Origin of the sequence: Paraburkholderia sp. BCC1876, assembly GCF_902833695.1 — a bacterium.
GTDB lineage: Bacteria > Pseudomonadota > Gammaproteobacteria > Burkholderiales > Burkholderiaceae > Paraburkholderia.
Genome location: NZ_CADFGI010000002.1, coordinates 426126 through 443544, shown reverse-complemented (window position 1 = coordinate 443544; position 17419 = coordinate 426126). Strand labels below are relative to the sequence as shown.

At 64.0% G+C, this 17419-nt stretch carries 13 protein-coding genes; 8 read left to right on the top strand and 5 right to left on the bottom strand.

What is annotated here, in order from left to right:
* Window positions 1-12 precede the first annotated feature (12 nt).
* Window positions 13-1344 carry a chloride channel protein gene (locus HWY05_RS08360; RefSeq protein ID WP_176058024.1) on the bottom strand — a complete coding sequence of 444 codons (1332 nt, stop codon included), beginning with the start codon at window positions 1342-1344 and terminating at the stop codon, window positions 13-15.
* A gap of 188 nt (window positions 1345-1532) precedes the next feature.
* Window positions 1533-1907 carry an MAPEG family protein gene (locus HWY05_RS08355; RefSeq protein ID WP_176058023.1) on the bottom strand — a complete coding sequence of 125 codons (375 nt, stop codon included), beginning with the start codon at window positions 1905-1907 and terminating at the stop codon, window positions 1533-1535.
* 420 nt (window positions 1908-2327) lie between these two features.
* On the opposite strand from HWY05_RS08355, the gene HWY05_RS08350 reads away from it, so the two are divergent.
* The 8 genes from HWY05_RS08350 to HWY05_RS08315 all read left to right on the top strand — a co-directional run bounded on the left by HWY05_RS08350 (window position 2328) and on the right by HWY05_RS08315 (window position 14596).
* Window positions 2328-3542: an MFS transporter gene (locus HWY05_RS08350; protein ID WP_035550784.1), complete on the top strand. Its 1215-nt coding sequence runs from the start codon at window positions 2328-2330 to the stop codon at window positions 3540-3542.
* 386 nt (window positions 3543-3928) lie between these two features.
* Window positions 3929-4825, top strand: a complete 897-nt coding sequence (locus HWY05_RS08345; RefSeq protein ID WP_176058022.1) for a TetR/AcrR family transcriptional regulator — start codon at window positions 3929-3931, stop codon at window positions 4823-4825.
* A gap of 320 nt (window positions 4826-5145) precedes the next feature.
* Window positions 5146-7644: an acyl-CoA dehydrogenase gene (locus HWY05_RS08340; protein ID WP_176058021.1), complete on the top strand. Its 2499-nt coding sequence runs from the start codon at window positions 5146-5148 to the stop codon at window positions 7642-7644.
* Between the two features lie 216 nt (window positions 7645-7860).
* Window positions 7861-9285, top strand: coding sequence for a 3-oxoacyl-ACP reductase (locus tag HWY05_RS08335; protein ID WP_035550794.1), 1425 nt, complete (start codon window positions 7861-7863; stop codon window positions 9283-9285).
* Window positions 9286-9287: 2 nt separating this feature from the next.
* On the top strand, window positions 9288-10259 hold the full coding sequence (locus tag HWY05_RS08330; RefSeq protein WP_035550797.1) for a MaoC/PaaZ C-terminal domain-containing protein: 972 nt from the start codon (window positions 9288-9290) through the stop codon (window positions 10257-10259).
* 37 nt (window positions 10260-10296) lie between these two features.
* Entirely contained in the window at window positions 10297-11598 is a 1302-nt protein-coding gene (locus tag HWY05_RS08325) for an acetyl-CoA C-acetyltransferase (protein WP_035550799.1), read from the top strand.
* 149 nt (window positions 11599-11747) lie between these two features.
* Window positions 11748-13565, top strand: a complete 1818-nt coding sequence (locus HWY05_RS08320; protein ID WP_176058020.1) for an AMP-binding protein — start codon at window positions 11748-11750, stop codon at window positions 13563-13565.
* Window positions 13566-13606: 41 nt separating this feature from the next.
* Window positions 13607-14596 carry a DUF1571 domain-containing protein gene (locus tag HWY05_RS08315; RefSeq protein ID WP_176058019.1) on the top strand — a complete coding sequence of 330 codons (990 nt, stop codon included), beginning with the start codon at window positions 13607-13609 and terminating at the stop codon, window positions 14594-14596.
* On the opposite strand, the gene HWY05_RS08310 is transcribed toward HWY05_RS08315, so the two are convergent.
* Genes HWY05_RS08310 through HWY05_RS08300 form a run of 3 tightly spaced genes read right to left on the bottom strand, consistent with a single transcriptional unit; the run spans window position 14593 to window position 17146 of the window.
* Entirely contained in the window at window positions 14593-15018 is a 426-nt protein-coding gene (locus tag HWY05_RS08310) for a hypothetical protein (RefSeq protein WP_035550807.1), read from the bottom strand. The two genes, HWY05_RS08315 and HWY05_RS08310, sit on opposite strands and share 4 nt — an antisense overlap.
* A gap of 43 nt (window positions 15019-15061) precedes the next feature.
* Window positions 15062-16639: an FAD-binding oxidoreductase gene (locus tag HWY05_RS08305; protein WP_176058018.1), complete on the bottom strand. Its 1578-nt coding sequence runs from the start codon at window positions 16637-16639 to the stop codon at window positions 15062-15064.
* A 33-nt stretch (window positions 16640-16672) separates the two neighbouring features.
* Complete coding sequence (locus HWY05_RS08300) at window positions 16673-17146, bottom strand: hypothetical protein (protein WP_176058017.1); 474 nt, start codon at window positions 17144-17146, stop codon at window positions 16673-16675.
* Between the last annotated feature and the right edge of the window lie 273 nt (window positions 17147-17419).

Here is a 17419-nt window from a genome sequence, read left to right as displayed (position 1 = left end):
CGCGCAAAAAACTTATCGCGCTTTACTCCCCGCGCCCCAATTGAAACCGAAACCCAACTGCAGCGACGGCAACCACTTCGCGCACGCCTGAAAACCCAGATACGCGCCGCCGACGGCGAACAGCACAGGAATCAAAAAGTCCTGGCTCACGCGGGTAAATTCGAACATCAGCACGACAGCCGTAATCGGCATCTGCATCGAAGCGGCCAGAAACGCCGTCGCACCGACTACCGCGAAGCTGCCCAACGAGGCGCCCGGCCACACCAGACTCCACAGTCCGCCGAGCACGATCGCCAGCAATGCGCCATTCGCGAGTCCCGGCGTCAGCAAACCACCTTCGGCGCCCGCGCGCAAACTGCTGACGGTGATCACGACCTTCAGCACCAGTAGCATCGCGGCGAGGCCGATCGTCAAGCCGCCGTCGAACGCGAGGCCCGCCGGTCCTTTGCCGTTGCCGAGCAGTTGCGGAAAATGCATGGCCAGCACGCCGACGATCGCGAAGTTCAGCAGCGACAACACCGGCAGACGCCAATCCTTCGGCGCCGCTGCGCGCGAACGCTTCGTGATCTCGGTGAAACCCCACGCCGCCGCACCGAAAATCGGCCCGCACACAACCGACCACACCACCAGCGACACGCTCAGCGTCAGCGACGGCACGAGGTACTGATGCTCGTTGCCCAATCCCGCCTGCGCGACCAGCGCGGCCACCGCCGACGTCACGATCGCCGGCACCAACGCCGTCCAGCCGAATGTGCCGAGCAGCACTTCGAGCACGAACACCGCGCCGCCGAGCGGCACGTTATAGACCGCGGCAAGCCCAGCGCCCGCGCCGCACGCCACCATGATGCGACTCTGCGCGACCGACAACCCCGCCCGCCGCGACAGCCAGCCGGCCAGCATCGAGCCGATCTCACGCGGCGCCACCTCACGGCCGAGCGGCGAACCCAACGCGACCGTGACGATCTGCAGCACAGCGTGAACGGTTGTGCTCAGCGGCGGCATTTGCGGATCGTCGGATTTGACGGCTTGCCGGATGCTCACGAGCGGGCGGCCGAAACGATACAGCGCCCACCAGCCGAGCCCCGCCACCAGTCCGCACAACATCAGCACGAGCACGCGACGCTCGGGCGCCGCGGCGCTCACGCCCTGCAGAAAACTTTCGCCGCTGATCAGATGGGTGACGCTATAACCGTAGGCAAGGTGCTGAATGCCGTGCAGCAGCAACGCGAGCAACATGCCGCCGAGACCGGCGCCGAGGCCGGTCAGCAAGGTGACCACGGCCAGCGCCGGCAGCGAACCCCGTTCGCGGCGCACCGGTTGTGAAGTGAGGGATTTGACGGACATAGCGCGTAAGCGGAAGCAAAAGGGGAGTGAATTTCGCCATATTATTTCGCAACGCAGCATGAGTCCAATTAATTTTTAATCTCGACTAATGCGCTTAACGCATAGGTTAGACGCCCTGCCTTTCGGGCGTGGTTGTTTCGGTGGGGGCCGCTTGCGCGTCACCGAAACAACAACGCAATCCGCCCGACTCAATGCATCGACACAACGAAGATCGACACCACGCACGCCACGCCGACAAACCACGCCAGCGAACGCAGCGACGCCAGATTCGCGACATAAAACACGCCATGCAGCACACGGACGACGACAAACGCAATCGCCAGCGCGTCGACCCTCGTGCTCGCCCCGCTTGCCTGGGCGGCCACGACGATCGCAGCAGTGAACATCGCCAGCGCTTCCCACGCGTTCTGATGCGCAGCTTGCGCACGCGCGCGCCAGCCGTCGAGTCCGGCGAGATACGCACGCGGTGCACGGTTGTCGTAACGCTTGCTGCCTTTCGCGAGCATCGTCCACGGAAACGGCAGCAGCGCAACAATCAGCAGGCATAGATGCGGAATGGTCATAGTTTGGTGGTCTCCCCTGTCAATGTAGTCACTGCAGCGCGGACGCCGTGAGCCGCTGTTATACCCGCCGTCTTCGCACGCCGCCAACCGGAATCATGCGAGCGGCGCCTCTATCCGCGCCCGCCATGCAGCTATCAAATCGACCCTTTCCCGACTCGAACCGACATTAAACAAACATTACAAATAACCAACTTAAAATAAAACAGAATCAATACAATAATTACATTAACCAAACATAAAGCCTGCATCGCAATGCGGCATCAATTCCGTTCCAGGGATTAATACGGATAAAAGTGCGTTCATTCATGCAAGCGCTTAACGCTCGGCGTACACTCGCTCAAAGCCCATGCCACGGGGCTGCGGGGCTGCAGAGCCGCCCGTCGTCACACACGGGTTATTAGAGACTCAGGAGAACAATCAATGAGCTGGACACGGGAACAGAGAAACGTCACGATCGCCGCCTATCTGGGCTGGACACTCGACGCATTCGATTTCTTTCTAATGGTGTTCGTATTGAAAGATATCGCGGCGGAGTTCAATACGAAAATCCCGGCGGTTGCCTTCGGCATCATGCTGACCTTGATGATGCGTCCGGTCGGCGCATTGATTTTTGGCTGGCTCGCCGACAAATACGGCCGCCGTCCCACGCTGATGGTCAACATCGCGTGCTTCTCGCTGCTCGAATTGCTGTCCGGCTTCTCGCCGAACCTGGCCACCCTGCTCGTGCTGCGCGCGCTGTTCGGTATCGCGATGGGCGGCGAATGGGGCGTCGGCGGCGCATTGACCATGGAAACCGTCCCGCCGAAATCGCGCGGCTTCGTCTCCGGATTGCTGCAGGCCGGCTACCCGAGCGGCTACCTGCTCGCGTCGGTGGTGTTCGGCGTGTTCTATCAATACATCGGCTGGCGCGGCATGTTCTTCGTCGGCGTGTTGCCCGCGCTGCTCGTGCTCTATGTGCGCGCGCACGTGCCGGAGTCGCCCGCGTTCAAGACGCTCGAAAAGAAAACCCGTCCGGGTCTGCTCGCTACGCTGAAGCAGAACGTCGGCCTGTCGATCTACGCGATCATTCTGATGACCGCGTTCAACTTCTTCTCGCACGGCTCGCAGGATCTGTATCCAACCTTCCTGCGCGTGCAGCATCAGTTCGACGCGCACACGGTGTCGTGGATCACGATCACGCTGAACGTCGGCGCGATTTGCGGCGGGCTGTTCTTCGGCTCGTTGTCGGAGAAGATTGGCCGCAAGCGCGCCATCTTTATCGCCGCGTTGATCGCGTTGCCGGTGCTGCCGCTGTGGGCGTTTTCGAGCACGCCGATTCTGCTCGCGCTCGGCGCATTCCTGATGCAGATCTCCGTACAAGGCGCATGGGGTGTGATTCCGGTGCACCTGAACGAAATCTCGCCCGATGAAATCCGCGCCACGTTCCCGGGTCTCGTGTATCAGCTCGGCAATCTGATCGCGTCGGTGAACGGCCCGCTGCAAGCGAGCGCCGCGGAAGCGCACGGCAACAACTACGCGCTGATCATGGGCACGGTGATCGGCATCGTCGCGGTGGTGATCGCGGTGCTGATTCCGTTTAGCCGCGAGCGTCGCGGCATCGACATGACGCAGTCGGCGAAAGAGGCCGTGGCCTAGATTCAAGCGTTCGAACTAAACAGCTATTTTGCTGGCCCACTCGCGGCCGCATTAGGGCACAATAGGCGCAAAGGCGGCTCGATCCGCCACGACGCGAAGCCAGCGTCGCATAGAGAATGCAGCTATAAGCAGGGCCAAACAGAGTAGCAACGCCATACGAGGCCGTTCCGATTTCGATCGGAACGGCCTTTTTTATTTCCGCGCGTTTTGACGCACCGCGCAAACCGGGAAAGCCAGACTTTCGTCAGGTCTTCTAGAGGAGTTAGTCCACAGCAGACACTTGATCGCAGTCCTCATCCTTCTTATCCTGAAAAAAACGGCTGTTTCAAATAAACATTTGAATCGCTTGTTTGCGGGCCGGACGCCCGGCAACTGGGAGACGCAACATGGCAGTTCGCACAACAGGCCGGCACGCCGGCGATACGAAGTCCCGCATCCTCGACGCCGCGGAAACCCTCTTTATCGAATGCGGCTACGAGGCGATGTCGCTGCGCCAGATTACTTCGCGGGCCGAAGTGAATCTCGCGGCAGTCAACTATCACTTCGGCAGCAAGGAATCGCTGATTCACTCGATGCTGTCGCGCCGCCTCGACAAGCTCAATCAGGAGCGTCTCAAGCTGCTCGACCGCTTCGACGACATGCTCGGCGCACGTCTGACCTGCGAGCACGTGCTCGGCGCGATGTTCATTCCGGCGCTGCGTTTGTCGCGCGATCCGCGGGTGGGCGGCAAGGCGTTTCTGCGCTTGCTGGGGCGCGCGTATACGGATCCGTCGTCCTTCATTCGCGACTTTCTGAATGCGCATTACGAGTCGGTGGCCGTGCGCTTTTTCGACGCGTTTCAGCGTGCGTTGCCGCATCTGCCGCGCGAGGAACTCGGCTGGCGGTTGCACTTCGCGATCGGCGCGTTGTCGGGTGTGCTGGCCGGCACCGATACCGACAGCCTGATCTCCGAGTTCTCGCAGGGCAAGTCGATGAACGACCTGCAGTTGATCGCGCGTCTTGCGTCGCTGATGGTGGCCGCGCTCAAGGCACCGCTGCCCGACAGTACGCAACTGGCCGCGTTCGCCGCGGTGCTGGGCGACGCGACGGAGAGCGGTGCGGACTGTCCGCTGCAAAGCGCCGCGCAGGCGGCGAACCCCGCCGGCGTGACGCAATCGGCGCAATCGGCGCAAGGCGCAATGCAGTCGACAGAAGCGGATGCAGCGGATACGCGCGACGGCGAACATCGCGGCGGCGCGATGGACGCAAGTTCGTTTCAGCACGCACTGCACGGCACGGCGTGACCACAACACGCATGCGAGGCAAAGCAGAAGCAATGCAAACGCAACGCAAAAGCAAAGCAATACGTCGAGCAGTTCAACGTGGACGGCACCGTGACGGTCCGTCCACGCGCAACGCGGAATGAAACGTGCTCATGAAAAACGCAGAGTCGAACAGCCCGTCTAAAACCCGCACCTAAGCGACGTCGCGGTGTCGAACCGAGAACGGAGACACGACACCGGCAACGCCGCCCGCGAACCGCAGAAACGGAATCAACAGAACGCGAGCCCGTCCGCGCCCCGTGGAGGCGTTCGCACGCACCATCGAAACAGGAGGAAACGTCATGCCGTGGTTCATCCTAGTGCTCGTTATTGCCGCCCTCGCGCTCGTCTACGTTCAGGCGCGCGCCGCCTGGTGGCTGGCCTTCCTGGTCGTCTGGGTCGCAGCCGCGCATATCAGCGGCGCAACGGGCCCGGTGGCGACGACGTTGCTCGCGATTGTGTTCGTCCTCCCTGCCCTTGTCCTCGCGGTGAAGCCGCTGCGCCGCGCGTGGCTCACGAAACCGGTGCTCGACGTATTCCGCAAGATCCTGCCGGAGATGTCGCCGACCGAGCGCGACGCGATCGAAGCCGGCACGGTCTGGTGGGACGCCGAACTGTTCTCGGGACGCCCGCACTGGGACACGCTGCTCGGCTACGGTCCCGCCACGCTGACGGCGGAAGAACAGGCGTTCCTAGACGTCGAATGCGAGCAGCTCTGCGATCTCGCGAACGACTGGGAAACCACCATGATCTGGCAGGACCTGTCGCCGCAAACCTGGCAGTACATCAAGGAACGCGGCTTTCTCGGCATGATCATTCCGAAGCAGTACGGCGGCAAACAGTTCTCCGCGTACGCGCATTCGCAGGTCATCATGAAGCTCGCCACGCGCTGCTCGGCCGCCGCCGTTTCGGTGATGGTGCCGAACTCGCTCGGCCCCGCCGAATTGCTGATGCACTACGGCACCGAAGAGCAAAAGAACCACTATCTGCCGCGCCTCGCACGCGGCGAAGAAATCCCCTGCTTCGCGTTGACGAGTCCATACGCGGGTTCCGACGCCGCAGCGATTCCCGACGTCGGCATTGTCTGCAAGGGCACGTTCGAAGGCCGTGAAACGCTGGGCTTTCGCGTCACGTGGGACAAGCGCTACATCACGCTCGGTCCGATTGCGACCGTGCTCGGCCTTGCGTTCCGCGCGCTCGATCCCGACCATCTGCTCGGCTCGAACGATGAACCCGGCATTACCTGCGCGCTGATTCCGACCGACCATCCGGGTGTGAATATCGGCCGCCGTCACTGGCCGTTGAATGCGGTGTTCCAGAACGGTCCGAACTCGGGCAAGGACGTCTTCATTCCGCTCGACTGGGTGATCGGCGGCCGCGCGCAGGTCGGCAACGGCTGGCGCATGCTGATGGAATGTCTTGCGGCGGGCCGGGCGATTTCGCTGCCGTCGTCGAATGTGGGCATGGCGAAAATTGCCGTGCGCGGCACCGGCGCCTATGCGGCGGTACGCCGCCAGTTCCGCACCGCCGTCGGCAAGTTCGAGGGCGTGCAGGAAGCGCTCGGCCGCATGGGCGGCAACCTGTACGTGATGGACGCCGCGCGGCGCCTGTCCGCGCATGCGGTCGACCTCGGCGAAAAACCGTCGGTGATTTCGGCGATCGCGAAGTATCACATCACCGAACGCGCCCGCATGGTCATCAACGACGGCATGGATATCGCCGCCGGCAAGGGCATCTGCATGGGGCCGTCGAACTTTCTCGCGCGCGCCTATCAGCAGGTGCCAATCGCGATCACCGTGGAAGGCGCGAACATTCTGACGCGCTGCCTGATCATCTTCGGCCAGGGCGCGATTCGCTGTCATCCGTACGTGCTGAAGGAAATGGCCGCGACCCGCGAAACCGATCACGCTAAAGCCTTGCGCGATTTCGACGACGCGTTCTTCGGCCACGTCAGCTTCACGCTGTCCAACGTGGTGCGCAGTCTGGTCTACGGCGTCACGGGCGGCGCGGTGATCGCCGCGCCACGCACGGCGTACGCGCCGCTGCACGCGTACTACCGCGCGGCGACGCGTATATCGACCGCATTCGCGTTGCTCGCCGATGTCTCCATGTTCGTGCTCGGCGGCGACCTGAAGCGTCGTGAACGCCTCTCCGGACGACTGGGCGACGTGCTGTCGCAGCTCTACCTGATTTCGGCAACGCTCAAGCGTTTCGAAGACGAAGGCCGTCAGCAGGACGATCTGCCTCTGGTGCGCTGGGGGGTGGAAGACTCGCTGTACAAGGCGCAACACGCGCTCGACGGCGTGCTCGCCAACTATCCGAACCGCCTCGCCGCGGGCCTCGTGCGCGTGCTCGCGTTCCCGTTCGGGCTGCCCTACCGCGAGCCGGCCGACAGTCTCGGCAGCGAGATCGCCGAGTTGATGCAGACGCCCGGCGCGGCGCGCGACCGCCTGGTGTCGGACTCGTACGTGCCGCATCCCGACGTGGATGCGCTCGGCTACGGCGAACTGGTGTTCCAGTTGAATCCGCGCTTCACGCAGATCGACCAGAAGCTGCGTGAAGCCGTCAAGCAGGGCCTGCTCGAACCGATGCCGCAAAGCCTGCCGCAACTGGGCGCGTGGACCGACGCGGCGCAGCGCCAAGGCCTGATCGACGCCGACGAGCGCCGCGTGCTGGACGACTATGCCCGCTACGGCGCGCACGTCGTGAAGGTCGACGACTTCCCCGCCGACTTCGACCTGTTCGCGAGTTTGCAGAAGCGCAAGGAGTCGCTCGAAAAGGCGTTGGAAATGGCAGCTTGAGCGCGGAAAGAACCGTATGAAAAAAACATCCGGGGATGGCGCACCCGTGGCGCCGAACTCAGTGCACACTGACACACGTTTGACGTCCCACAAGGGGGCCGGCTTCGAGGCACCCCTTGAAGTGGCGCTCAACGAGGCATGCCTTAACGGGGCAAGCTTCGAGGCGCCCGCCGGGGAGAATTCGTACGGGACGTGGCCAGCGGAGCAAATCACTCTATGAACGACTCATACCTGAACTTCGTCAACTCGCCGTTCGGCGCGCGCCTCGCGCGTTCGCTCGGCTTGCCGAAGCCCGAGGTGCTGCACCGCTATCGCGCGGACCAGCCCGAATTCAGCGGCATGGTGGCGCTCGGCGCGGGCCGCGAACCGCATCTGCTGGACGCGCTCGCGAATCTGGTGGCGAGCATCGGCGTGACCAGCGTCGCGCATGAAAGCGCCGGGCTATGGGTGCCGCTCGCGAATCGCCGCGGTTTGATGACCGGCCGCTTCGAAGCCGCGGATGGCGGTTCGCACGGTCGGCTTGCCGCGCTGCTGTTCGATGCGAGCGGCATTGAAGACAGCAGCCAGCTTGAACCGCTGCATGGTTTCTTTCACGACACGCTGCGCTCGCTCGGCAAGTGCGGTCGCATCGTCGTGCTGGGGCGGCCGCCGGAGAGCTGCGCGAATCCGCGTCAGTGGACCGCGCAGCGCGCGCTCGAAGGCCTCACGCGCTCGCTCGGCAAGGAGGCGCGGCGCGGTATCACGTCGAACCTCGTCTATGTCGAACGCGGCGCTGAAAGCGGGATTGAAGCGACGTTGCGATTTTTTCTGTCGCCACGCTCGGCGTATGTGTCGGGTCAGGTGGTGCGGATCGGCACGGTGAGCACCGCCACCAGCCCCACCTTGCCCCCGCCCGACTTCGACTGGACCCAACCCCTCGCCGGCCGGCGCGCGGTCGTCACGGGCGCGGCACGCGGCATCGGCGCCGCGATTGCGAGCGCGCTGGCGGCCGAAGGCGCGCACGTGATCGGCATCGACATTCCGTCGGCGCGCGACGCGCTCGACGCCACGCTGCGTCAACTGAACGGCACCGCGCTCGCGTTCGACATCGCCGCGCCCGAAGCGCCCGCACAGATCGCCGCCGCGCTCGACGAACAGGGCGTGGACATCGTCGTGCACAACGCCGGCATCACGAAAGACAAAACCATCGCGAAGATGACCGACGCCGCGTGGCAAAACGTCATCGACATCAACCTCAGCGCGCAGGAACGGATCGACGACGCGTTACTCGCCGCCGGCATTCTGCGCGACGGCGGCCGGATCGTCGCGGTGTCGTCGATCAGCGGCATTGCCGGCAATCTCGGCCAGACCAATTACGCGACGTCGAAGGCCGGCGTGATCGGCCGGGTGCAGAGCATGGCGCCGCATTTGCGCGCGCGCGGCATCACGATCAACGCGGTCGCGCCCGGCTTTATCGAAACGCAGATGACCGCGAAGATTCCGCTCGCCATTCGCGAAGCCGGCCGCCGCATGAACTCGATGAGCCAGGGCGGCCAGCCGGTCGACGTCGCGCAGACCATCGCGTGGCTCGCGCATCCGGGGTCGGCGGGGGTCAGCGGCCAGATCGTGCGCGTGTGCGGCCAAAGCCTGATTGGAGCGTGAGCATGGCCGAGCCCGGTGATCCGTTCGACGACAGCGGCGCATCCGGTGCATCGGGTACATCCGACGCATCCAGCGCATTCGGCGAGCGCCGGGCCGACGCGGTCCGGCCCAAAACCGTCGTGGTCGAACCGCTGCCCGCGCCGGCCAAACTCTATGCGCGCGCATTGTCGGGCATCGTCAAGCGCGGCCGGCCCACGCAACTGCCGGCGCTGCGCCTCGTGCGCCCCGCCGTCGCGCTCGATCCAGGCGCGGTCTGGCGTTACGCGCGTGTATGCGGCTTCATCCCCGAGCACGGCGTGCCGCTCACCTATCCGCATCTGCTCGCGTTTCCGTTGCATCTGCTGATGCTGACCGATCCCGCGTTTCCGTGGCCGGCGCTCGGGCTCGTGCATCTGGCTAATCACGTGCGCCTGCGCCGCCCGCTCGCCTATAAAGACCTGCTGCGCGTCGAGGTCGAGTTCGGCGCGCTGCTGCGTCACGACAAGGGTCAGGCGTTCGTCCTGCACACGCGCCTGTACCGGCGCGGCGAAGCGGTGTGGGACGGCGACAGCGTCTATCTGAAACGCGGCGTGCCGGCGACCGGCAGCGCGCTCGCGCCGCTCGAACTCGGGCCCGAGGCGCTGCAGCGTATCGCGCGCTGGCAGTTGCCGTCGCAACTGGGCCGCGACTACGCGAAGGTCTCCGGCGACTACAACCCGATCCACCTCAGCGCGCTGTCCGCGAAAGCCTTCGGTTTTCCGCGCGCGATCGCGCACGGCATGTGGACGCTGGCGCGCGCCGCCGCCGCGCTGCAGCCGCCCAAGCCGCTCGCCGAAGGCACGCTCAGCGCCGAATTCAAATTGCCGATGCTGCTGCCCGGCGAGGCGTCATTGTGGAGCGCGTCGGCTTCGCTGATCGAACGGGATATCGAAGTGCGCGACATCAGCGGCGAAAAACCGCATCTGCGTGGCCGCATGCAGTGGAAACTGCTATGAGCCGCCGCATCACAACAAGAACCTCAAGGAGCCGAGCATGACCCACCCGCAGCCAGCCGTGCGCCGCGTAGCCATTGTCGGGGGCAACCGGATTCCGTTCGCCCGCTCGAACACCGCGTACGCGACCGCGTCGAATCAGGACATGCTGACCTTCACGCTGCAAGGCCTGATCGATCGCTACAACCTGCACGGCGAGCGGCTGGGCGAAGTCGCGGCGGGCGCCGTCATCAAGCATTCGCGCGACTTCAACCTGACGCGCGAAGCGGTGCTGTCCACCACGCTCGCGAAGGAAACGCCCGCCTACGACGTACAGCAGGCCTGCGGCACCGGACTCGAAGCGGCGATCCTCGTCGCCAACAAGATCGCGCTGGGGCAGATCGAAGTGGGCATCGCGGGCGGCGTGGATACGACCTCGGACGCGCCGATCGGCGTCAACGAACGGATGCGCAAGATCCTGCTCGAAGTGAATCGCAGCCGCAGCACGGGGCAGCGCGTCGGCGCGCTGACCAAACTGCGGCCCGGCATGTTCTTCAAGCCGCTGTTGCCGCGCAACGGCGAGCCGCGCACCGGCCTGTCAATGGGCGAGCATTGCGAGCTGATGGCCAAGCGCTGGAACATTTCGCGCGAGGCGCAGGACGTGCTCGCGTACGACAGCCACCGCAAGCTCAACGAAGCGTACGCACGCGGTTTCGTCAACGATCTGATGACGCCGTATCGCGGCCTCTCGCGCGACAACAATCTGCGCGCCGACCTCACGCTCGAAAAACTCGCGAGCCTGAAGCCGGTATTCGACCGCGACGCCGGCACGCTGACCGCCGGCAATTCGACGCCGCTCACCGACGGCGCCTCCGCCGTGCTACTCGCGAGCGAGGACTGGGCGGCTCGACATGGCTTGCCGGTGCTCGCCTATCTGAGCTGGTCCGAAACCGCCGCGGTCGACTATTTCGACAAGAAAGAAGGCCTGCTGATGGCGCCGGCCTATGCAGTGCCGCGCATGCTCGCGCGCGCTGGCCTCACGCTGCAGGACTTCGATCTGTACGAAATTCACGAGGCGTTCGCCGCCCAGGTACTGTGCACGCTCACCGCGTGGCAGGATGACGAATATTGCCGCACGCAGCTCGGCTTGCCCGGGCCGCTCGGCGCGATCGACCGCGCGAAGCTGAACGTGAACGGCAGCTCGCTTGCCACCGGCCATCCGTTCGCGGCGACCGGCGGGCGCATCGTCGCCGGTCTCGCGAAAATGCTCGCGCAACTCGACAAGCCAGCCGGCACCGCGCGCGGGTTGATCTCAATCTGCGCGGCGGGTGGCCAGGGCGTGGTGGCGATTCTGGAGCGTTGATCCGCCGCACCTCGTTCGCCTCAACGAATAGTGTTGCTTCACGAAAGATTGCTGCAAACTTTGCTTTGGATTGCTTCGACGCACGCTCGGATGACTGGCCGCACGACCAGCACACAAACAGATGAAGCCACCGCTTCTGGAGACGACCGATGACCCAGCCCGCTCAAACCCCGCTCTCGCCCGCCGATCAGGCGTCGGCCGCCGTGAATGCTGTGAATGCTGTGAATGCCGCGCATGCGACCAGCGCCACGCATGCAGCGCCGAACACCGACGGCATCTGGTATGCCTCCTACCCGTCGGACGTACCGCATGACATCGACGTCGGACAATACGAATCGATTCCGCAGTTCTTCGACGAGTGCGTCGCCAAGTTCCGCGAGCGGGTTGCGTATGTGAGCGTCGGCGCGAACCTGACCTACGGCGAACTGGGCCGCAAGGCCACCGCGTTCGCCGCGTATCTGCAGAGCATCGGCGTGAAGCCCGGCGAGCGTGTCGCTATCATGCTGCCGAACACGTTCCAGTATCCGGTGGCGCTGTTCGGCGTGCTGAAAGCCGGCGGCGTGGTGGTCAACGTGAATCCGTTGTACACCGTGCGCGAGCTCGCGCATCAGTTGAAGGACAGCGGCGCGACCACGATCATCGTGTTCGAGAACTTCGCGAAGACGGTGGAAGACTCGCTGCCCGGCACCAAGATCCAGAACGTCATCGTGACGGGTCTCGGCGATCTGCTCGCCGACGGCCTGAATCTGAAGGGACGTCTGCTCAACTTCATGCTGCGTCACGTGAAGAAGATGGTGCCCGCGTACAACCTGCCGCAAGCGGTGCCGCTGCTCAGCGCGCTCGCAACCGGTTACACGCGGCCGGTCACGCCCGTGCGTCTCGCGCACAACGACATCGCATTCCTGCAATACACCGGCGGCACCACCGGCGTCGCCAAGGGGGCGATGCTCACGCACAAGAACATCATCGCCAATCTGCTGCAGGCGAAAGCGTGGTCCGAAGGCCAATTGACCGGCGAGATCGAAACCGTACTCACGCCGCTGCCGCTTTATCACATCTACTCGCTGACGGTGAACGCGCTCATCTTCATGGGACTCGGCGGGCGCAACATCCTGATCGCCAATCCGCGCGACATGAAACGCGTGATGATGATCATCCGTCACGAGAAATTCACCGGCATGACCGCCGTGAATACGCTCTACAACGCGTTCCTCGACAACGAGGAGTTCTGCAAGCGCGACTTCTCGAACCTGAAACTCGCGATGGCCGGCGGCATGGCGACGCAGAAGTCGGTGGCCGAGCGTTTCAAGGCCGTCACCGGCAAGCCGATCATCGAAGGCTATGGCCTCACCGAATGCTCGCCGATCGTCTCGATGAATCCGGTCGATCTGAGCAACATGCGCGACTTCGAAGGCTCGATCGGTCTGCCCGCGCCGTCCACCCAGGTGCGCTTCAAGAAAGACGACGGCAGTTGGGCCGGCATCGGCGAAGCGGGCGAATTGTGCGTGAAGGGACCGCAGGTGATGAAAGGCTACTGGAATCGCCCGGACGAAACCGCCAAGGTGATCGACGACGAAGGCTGGCTCGCTACCGGCGACATCGGCGTGATGGACTCGCGCGGCTTCATTCGCCTGATCGACCGCAAGAAGGACATGATCCTGGTGTCGGGCTTCAACGTCTATCCGAATGAAATCGAAGACGTGATCGCCGCGCATCCGGATGTGCGCGAGGTGGCCGCAATCGGCGTGCCCGACGAAGCCCAGGGCGAGCGCGTGAAGGTGTTCATCGTCAAGCGCAACCCGTCGCTGACCGCGGAACAGGTGATCGCCCATTGCCGCAAGAATCTGACGGGCTACAAAGTGCCGAAGCTCGTCGAGTTCCGCGACGAGCTGCCGCAAACCAACGTCGGCAAGATTCTGCGCCGCGCGCTGCGCGACGAGGAACTCGCGAAGCAAAAGGCTGCCTGACAGGCAAGGCGCTTTGCGTCGCTTACTTTTCGGAGAGATTCATGAAGCACCGCCTGTCCGCACGCTCGCGCCGCTTGTCGGCGGTCATGGGTCTTGTCGGGCGCCGCGCATCGCGCACGGCGTCGTCGCGTGCAACGTTGGCCGGCGCGTTGGCGGCGCTGGCCTTCAGTCTCGCCGCGCCGTCCGCGTTCGCGCAAAACGACGACACCCCGCCGCCGCTCGATACCGCCTCCAGCGTCAAGGCACCGACCACGCCGTCGTCTCAGGTCGGCAAGCTCACGCTGGACCAGCAGGTCAAATGGCTGCGCGCCGCGCAACAGAGCGGTGCGCTCGAAAAGCTCGACGAGGCGCAACTTGTCGCGCTGTTCCAGTCGCTCGATCCGCTGACCTTGCCGCGCTATATCAAGGAAGGACCGAACGGCTACCCGTCGTACGAGTTCACGATGTCACGTTCGGAACGCATTCACGGCCAGTGGCCCGACAAGCCCGATCACATGCTGGTGCGTCTCGCGCACGACCCGCTGCGGATCTACGCGAAGTGGCTGCCCGACGGCGCGCATGCGGGCCAGGAAATCATCTACGACGAGTCCAAGCGCACCGATGAAATGTACGGGCATCTCGGCGGCATCATGAACGTGATGCCGTTGTGGACCTCGCTGAACGGCGCGCTGGCTCGTGCGCAATCGAATCACCAGGTGCGCGATCTCGGCACCGAGTACATTGCCGCTCAGTACCTGTCGGAAGGCAAGAAATATGTCGAGGCCGGCTTGCCGCGCTCGACCCAGGTGGAGGTCCAAACGATCGACGGCGTGCGCGTGGTCGCTTTCACTTTCGAAACGCCGACCGGCCAGCCGCAGTTCTACGCGAAGAAGGAAACGCTCGGGCTCGATCTGCGGCATCCGTATTTCCGCACCGTCGAGTCGTATAACAACGACGGCAAGCTCTTCGAGAAGATCGTGTTCGACACCATCACGCCGAAAACCTTCGACGATTCGACCTTCGATCCGAAGAACAAGGCGTATAAGTTTTAGCGTTGAGGGTGGGCGGTGAAGACGAAGGCGACAGGGGCAAACGGCGAGGTTGATGCGTTGATTTTTCCGCCGTGTGCGTCGCACCGCTCGCACCGCCCGCACCGATACCCTGCGCGTGTGGCGAGTTGCTTGAGAACGAAATAATCGGAAGCCCGCGTGAGGCCGATCAACGACAGTTGCATCCTCAACGAAGTTCGATCGAGAAGCGGCGCGAGCGTCGTGTACCAGAGCGTGCCGACGTCGTCGTTCGCTTCGAAGAGCGGAAGCTTCAGACGGCTCGCGTAGTCGGCGAATGCGGGACCGTGCGTCAACGTGGTGTCGACAATCGCCAGCGTGTCGAGGCGCCCGTCGGCATCCGCAAGCAACGGCCACGCCGCACTCGACAACCACGCGCCGCTCATCATGAAAGTGCGTCGATCCATTGCCTGATCCTGTCGCCGCGAGTCGCGTACGTGCCCAACGCGCTCACGTATATCCCCGCCGATCCCGCCATTTCTCCGGCCAGATTCCCTGCTTACCCGGCGCGAGAATCCCGTTCGGATCGAGCGCATCCTTGATCGTTTCCGATAACCGCAACAACGCGCCGTCGTTGAATCCATACTGCGCGGCGGCAAAATCCATATACGCGAGATGCGTGCGATATTGACCGTATCCCGCCGCACGCGCATCGCTCATTAGCGAGCGCAGCAACGCGCCGGCCTGCTCAAGCTGGTTCGCGTCGTCGCGATCGAAAATCGCTGCAAAAATGTGATGCAGATGACGCACGCCCGCCGTAAATCCGCCGTAGTAATCGAAGCCGTATTCCGCGGCGCGCGTCTTGATCATCATGTATTGACGCAACGCGTCGCGCCCGCTCGCCGGACACACCGGCGCGAAGTCCACGTGCGCGCCCGCGCCGCCGCGCCAGTCGAGCATGCGAAACGCGCTCATCGCCGGAATGCCGGCGAGGTTGCGGTCGCCGCCCGCTACGGGTTGCGCATCGCCTGTATAGCGCGTGGCGGAAAACTTCGCCTGCGGCACGCGAGCGAACGCGCGCTGCACGATCGCGTAGCGCGCGTCGATCAATTCCGGCGTGCCGTAGAGCGCGAAATGCAGATTCCAGCGACCGACGTTCAGCTTCTCCAGCATGGCCGTCACCGCACTCTCGGGCATGGCGCCCGTGCCTTCGTACCACCGCGAGCGCGCCGACAGTCCCGCTGCGCGACGCAACCCGCCTTCGATCACCGCGTTGTTGCGGATCGTGTCGTCGAGCCGTAATGGCCGCAAGATTTCCACGATCGTATCGAGATCCGTTTCGTGCTGAAACTGGATTTCGCCGAGCAGATACGCGGGCGGTGCGGGCATCAGCCAGACGCCGAGCTTCGTGACGATGCCGTAATTCGACTGCATGAACATCGCGTCGAACGACGGCCCGTAGCCCGGCCGATACAACTGCCATGCGGTGCCGATATCGATCCCGCCCATGCCCGTGCGCAATACGTCGCCGTTGGCGAGCACCACTTCCATGCCGCACTGCGTTGCCGCGTGATCGCCGTAGTCGGTGTAGCCGAAGCCGCGTTCGAGCGTATTGCCGACCACGCTGCCCCAACCGGCCGCGGGCGGATCGACCCATAGCCGGTAACCCTTGTCGCGCAAATGCGCGTACAGATCGAAGTAACTCACGCCCGGTTCGACCAGCGCGTAGGCGAGCGTCTCGTTCACTTCGATGATGCGGTTCATCCGCTGCAGATCGAGCACGACCGATCCGGACAAACGCGGTGCCGCGCCGCCATACGCGAAGTTGCGGCCGGTCGAGACCGTCCACAATGGAATGCGGAATTCGTTGGCAATCCGTAGCACGGCGCGGATTTCATCGACGGAGGCCGGCAGCAGCGCCGCGCTCGCCGAAAACGCGGCGGGCTCGCCGGGCGCGAACGGATCGAGATACGCGGCGAGTCCCGCCGCCGACGTCACCACGTGCGGCTCGCCGACGATCGCCCGCCAACCGGCAAGCGCACGATCGAACTGCGCGGCGGAGACTTCCGGCGGCAGGCTACGGGTCAAGAGGTCTCCCTCGCGGGCGATAGCCGCCGCGCGCTAGCGATGCATGCCGCCACCCCCCATGTGCGCGCCACCGCCCCACACATGCACGGACGACCCGCCGTGCCAGCCGCCGCGACCACCCACGCCATACGATCCACGCACATAGCGGACATGATCCATGTGATGAAAATGATGAAAACGGTCGACGAAAATAACCGACACGCCGACCCCGAACACCACTGGTGGCCCCCAGTACCACGGATCGTAGTAATAGGCCGGCGCGAGCGCCCCGGCGTCGTCCTGAACGATCTGCCAACTACCGTCCGGTTGCGGACACGCGCGTCCGCTAACCTGCTGCATGACGCCGTCGATTTCCGCCTGACCCACGACGAACCGGCATGTCGACGTATCGGCCAACGGCACGTCCGCGTCCGTTTGTGCGCCGGCCGGCGCGGCGCAAAGCGCGGTCAGACACAGACAGGCTACGCCGGAACCGAGCCTCGTGCCGAACTGATGAAAGGTGAGCATGATGTCGCTGCCTCGACGCGTCGGCGTTGCGACGCGAAGGACGCATCGACACCGTAAAGACCCCGTCGGTTTGCCTTGCCCGAAACCTTGCGATGAAGACGCGCATGCATGTATCGGGGCATGCGCTTGCAGGATCCAGCAACGAGTAAACGAAGCGTCGCGCGAAGCTATTCCGGCCGGTCGCACGAAGCGCGACGTGTTTCTGTTACCACGTGTTGCAGCTCAAATGGCCGGTCTGGGAACGGCGCGTTTTTTATCATTCATAGCCTGTCG

Excerpts from the sequence above, each read along its gene's own strand:
- HWY05_RS08360 (WP_176058024.1), bottom strand. The coding sequence starts at position 1,344 with ATGTCCGTCAAATCCCTCACTTCACAACCGGTGCGCCGCGAACGGGGT.
- HWY05_RS08355 (WP_176058023.1), bottom strand. The coding sequence starts at position 1,907 with ATGACCATTCCGCATCTATGCCTGCTGATTGTTGCGCTGCTGCCGTTT.
- HWY05_RS08350 (WP_035550784.1), top strand. The coding sequence starts at position 2,328 with ATGAGCTGGACACGGGAACAGAGAAACGTCACGATCGCCGCCTATCTG.
- HWY05_RS08345 (WP_176058022.1), top strand. The coding sequence starts at position 3,929 with ATGGCAGTTCGCACAACAGGCCGGCACGCCGGCGATACGAAGTCCCGC.
- HWY05_RS08340 (WP_176058021.1), top strand. The coding sequence starts at position 5,146 with ATGCCGTGGTTCATCCTAGTGCTCGTTATTGCCGCCCTCGCGCTCGTC.
- HWY05_RS08335 (WP_035550794.1), top strand. The coding sequence starts at position 7,861 with ATGAACGACTCATACCTGAACTTCGTCAACTCGCCGTTCGGCGCGCGC.
- HWY05_RS08330 (WP_035550797.1), top strand. The coding sequence starts at position 9,288 with ATGGCCGAGCCCGGTGATCCGTTCGACGACAGCGGCGCATCCGGTGCA.
- HWY05_RS08325 (WP_035550799.1), top strand. The coding sequence starts at position 10,297 with ATGACCCACCCGCAGCCAGCCGTGCGCCGCGTAGCCATTGTCGGGGGC.
- HWY05_RS08320 (WP_176058020.1), top strand. The coding sequence starts at position 11,748 with ATGACCCAGCCCGCTCAAACCCCGCTCTCGCCCGCCGATCAGGCGTCG.
- HWY05_RS08315 (WP_176058019.1), top strand. The coding sequence starts at position 13,607 with ATGAAGCACCGCCTGTCCGCACGCTCGCGCCGCTTGTCGGCGGTCATG.
- HWY05_RS08310 (WP_035550807.1), bottom strand. The coding sequence starts at position 15,018 with ATGGATCGACGCACTTTCATGATGAGCGGCGCGTGGTTGTCGAGTGCG.
- HWY05_RS08300 (WP_176058017.1), bottom strand. The coding sequence starts at position 17,146 with ATGCTCACCTTTCATCAGTTCGGCACGAGGCTCGGTTCCGGCGTAGCC.